This is a genomic window from Candidatus Neomarinimicrobiota bacterium, from assembly GCA_041862535.1.
GTDB lineage: Bacteria > Fidelibacterota > Marinisomatia > SCGC-AAA003-L08 > TS1B11.
The window spans coordinates 1-2757 of record JBGVTM010000108.1; the positions used below are offsets into that span (position 1 = coordinate 1).

4 protein-coding genes are annotated in these 2757 nt (G+C 58.1%); 3 read left to right on the top strand and 1 reads right to left on the bottom strand.

Going from position 1 to position 2757, the window contains the following annotated elements; genetic code table 11:
* On the top strand, positions 1 to 1384 hold a 1384-nt coding region (locus ACETWG_04115; protein MFB0515775.1), incomplete at its 5' end, for a DASS family sodium-coupled anion symporter.
* A 204-nt stretch (positions 1385 to 1588) separates the two neighbouring features.
* The gene (locus tag ACETWG_04120; protein ID MFB0515776.1) at positions 1589 to 2011 is read left to right on the top strand and encodes a YbhB/YbcL family Raf kinase inhibitor-like protein; all 423 of its coding nucleotides are present in this window, start codon (positions 1589 to 1591) and stop codon (positions 2009 to 2011) included.
* Here ACETWG_04120 and ACETWG_04125 read toward each other — a convergent pair.
* Entirely contained in the window at positions 2008 to 2385 is a 378-nt protein-coding gene (locus ACETWG_04125) for a thermonuclease family protein (GenBank protein ID MFB0515777.1), read from the bottom strand. The genes ACETWG_04120 and ACETWG_04125 overlap by 4 nt on opposite strands.
* A 182-nt stretch (positions 2386 to 2567) precedes the next feature.
* On the opposite strand from ACETWG_04125, the gene ACETWG_04130 reads away from it, so the two are divergent.
* Positions 2568 to 2757: hypothetical protein (locus ACETWG_04130; GenBank protein MFB0515778.1), on the top strand; the 190-nt coding region annotated here is incomplete at its 3' end.

The window sequence follows — 2757 nt, forward strand, 5'->3', positions numbered from 1 at the left end:
CGAAAATCCCGCCACCACCTATACCGCCGCCGTAGCCCTTTGGATGGCCATCTGGTGGCTCACCGAAGCGGTGCCGCTGGCAGCCACGGCCATTTTGCCGGTGGTAGTGTTCCCGATTCTCAAAGTCATGCCCGGCAGCGAGGTGGCCAGCCTTTATTTCAACAACGTTATCTTCTTATTCCTCGGTGGCTTTATTGTGGCGCTGGCCATGGAACGCTGGCAGCTGCACCGCCGCTTGGCCTTGAGTATCATCGCCGGCCTGGGGGGGAGCCCACGAAGACTCCTGTTGGGATTCATGGTGGCTACAGCCTTCCTGTCCATGTGGATATCCAATACAGCCACCACCATGATGATGGTACCTATCGCCATGGGGGCTCTGGCCCGCCTGGATACAGCCAACGACAACCAGTCCCCGCGCCTGGCAGTAGCATTGCTGCTGGGCATCGCCTATGCGGCTTCTATCGGCGGAATCGCCACCCTCATAGGTACGCCGCCCAACCTGGCCTTCGTCAGGATTTATGCCCTCACCTTTCCCGAGGCACCGGAAATCTCCTTCACCGGTTGGTTCACCCTGGCTTTTCCCATTAGTGTGATTTTCCTGGCCCTGACCTGGGGTGGGCTGTCTACCTGGGCCAGCAGGCGGACAACGGCCAGGATTGACCGTAAACTGTTTTCTGAGGAGCTGGCGCAGCTGGGACCCATGAGCCGCGAAGAGAAGCTGGTCCTGGTCCATTTTGTGGTGCTGGCCCTTTTATGGCTCAGTCGCGGAGATATTGCTCTGGGGACCTTCACCGTCCCCGGTTGGGGTTCGCTGCTGGGATTGTCAGGCTATGTGGACGATGGCACCGTGGCCGTAGCGATAGCCACCTCGCTGTTCTTCTTCCACTCCGACCGTAGTCCGTCCGGCCGCCTGATGGACTGGCAAACTGCCAGGAAGCTACCCTGGCACATCATTCTCCTGTTCGGTGGAGGCTTTGCTCTCGCCAGGGGCTTCACTGAGAGTGGCCTGTCCCACTGGGTAGGAGCCAATATGGTTGGGCTATCAAGCCTCCCACCGCTGCTCATCGTAGCGGCCATCTGCCTGGCGGTAACCTTCCTTACCGAGCTCACATCTAACACCGCTACGGCCCAGGTCATCCTGCCGGTCCTGGCGGCGGTGGCCATCGATATTAATATGCACCCCCTCATGCTCATGGTGCCGGCCACCATCTCCGCCTCCTGCGCCTTCATGATGCCCATCGCCACACCACCTAACGCTATCATCTTTGGTACTGATCGTCTTACCATTCCCCAGATGGCTAAAGCAGGGGTTATTCTCAACTTTACCGGAGTGGTCATCATTACCGCCGCCCTTTTCATCCTGGGTGGCGTGCTGATCCCCTGATATCCTGTCTGGCCAGTTTCGCCGATCGTAATCCAGCACTTGCGGAATCGCTAGACTGCCCCTAGATTTATACGTATGAAGATCAATTGGTACATGGCACCTCTGTTAGGATTTGCGGTCCTCCTGGGCCAGTGTGGCCGGGCAACGGAGGAGAAGGGGAAAGCGAAAATGATCATAATATCATCGGCGTTTCAGGAAGGCGGGATGATCCCTGCCAAATACACCTGCGATGGGCAGGACGTCTCCCCGACCCTGAGCTGGAGCGGCGTGCCCGACAACGCTAAGTCTCTAGCCCTTATCAGCGATGACCCGGACGCACCTATGGGTACCTGGGTCCATTGGGTGGTCTACAATATTCCGCCCACCATGAAGGGCTTTGAGGAGGGGGTATCAAAGGATACGTTGGCCCGGAAGGGTGCTGTCCAGGGGATGACGGATTTCCGTCGTCAGGAGTACGGCGGTCCGTGCCCGCCCTCAGGGACGCACCGCTACTATTTCAAGCTCTACGCCCTGGATACAACCCTGGCCTTAGGACCGGGCGCTACCAAGAAGCAAGTGGAGCGGGCTATGGAAGGGCACGTACTGGTACAGGCGCTGCTCATGGGCCGCTACGCCCGCCGGCGCTAGTCGGTCATAACTGTCTGAGCGTTCTGATAAACGGCGTGTCCGGCCTTTACCAGCGCCTCGTTCACGTTGATGGTTTCGCCGGATTCGGTGACTACGGTCATTTCACCTAGGTAACCCCGAATCCGACCCTTCCGGTCCTTGATGGTCCGCAGCAGGACCTCCCGGTCGAGTATGAGGCTGCGCAGGTAGTCTCGGGCAGTGATGCCGGCCTCGCGGCTATTGCCCTTGACCTCTGGAGCCAGAATCCGGTGCAGGCGTATATCCAGGCCGCGGGTCCATACACCCATCCCCAGGTCAAGATCCACGCGGCAGGTATCACCACTGTATACCCGGGTCACATAGGCTTTGTAATGGTAGAGTTTCGAAGGGCCCATACAATCAATCCTTGCTCTGCTCTCATTTGAACCCGTTTCGCGGCCGCCTTAGTTTCCAGGCCGGGGTGCCATCCGTCAGACAATAGAAATGTAGCCAATCAAAGCCCTCATGCCAAAGAAAACTGGGATAGCAATGGTTTTCGTCAGATATTTTAATTAGAATCATATTGTGGGTAAGCGCCATGCCTGAGGATCGCTCCACCGGCCCGGTCACCGACAGCCAGCCGCTGGCGACCATGGCCTACAACCCAGCCGGGGAGCGGGTGATGAAGGAGGATCCTGATGGGGAAACCCTCTACCACCATAGTGGCGGCAATGTCATCATGGAAGATTACGGTAGCAGCCAGTTCGACCGCTACATTTATGGCGCCG